Below are 355 nucleotides of genomic sequence, written 5' to 3'. Positions count from 1 at the left end.
TATTTAGCCTATGGAAATAGACCTAGAAAACGTATCAAAACAGGAACTTTTTGAGCTTTTAACTAAAGCTCAAAAAAACATTTCTGTGCTGGATATAACTATTTCTGTTCAAGATAAAACGATCTCCAAACAAGATAAAAAACTTGTTAGGCTTGAAAAAAAGGAAGTCGTGTTAGAAGGTAAAGCTTCAAAATTAGAAGATAAAGCTTTAAAATTAGAACACAAAGCTTCTAAATTAGAACACAAAGCTTCTAAATTAGAAGACAAAGCTTCAAAATTAGAAGATAAAGCTTCTAGGTTAGAAGAACGAGTTGAAGAACTTCAACGTTTAGTAGAATTACTACGCCGTATGCAG

General features: G+C 31.3%; 1 pseudogene. It reads left to right on the top strand.

The annotated features are described in order from the left end of the window. Positions 1–10: 10 nt before the first annotated feature. Positions 11–355 (top strand): annotated as a pseudogene (locus A3SG_RS0118625) (hypothetical protein); the annotation flags it as partial.

The sequence above is a fragment of the Flavobacterium sp. ACAM 123 genome (genome assembly GCF_000264055.1).
Classification (GTDB): domain Bacteria; phylum Bacteroidota; class Bacteroidia; order Flavobacteriales; family Flavobacteriaceae; genus Flavobacterium.
The sequence above is the reverse complement of the archived record's forward strand: the minus strand, read 5'-3'. Positions and strand labels throughout refer to the sequence as shown.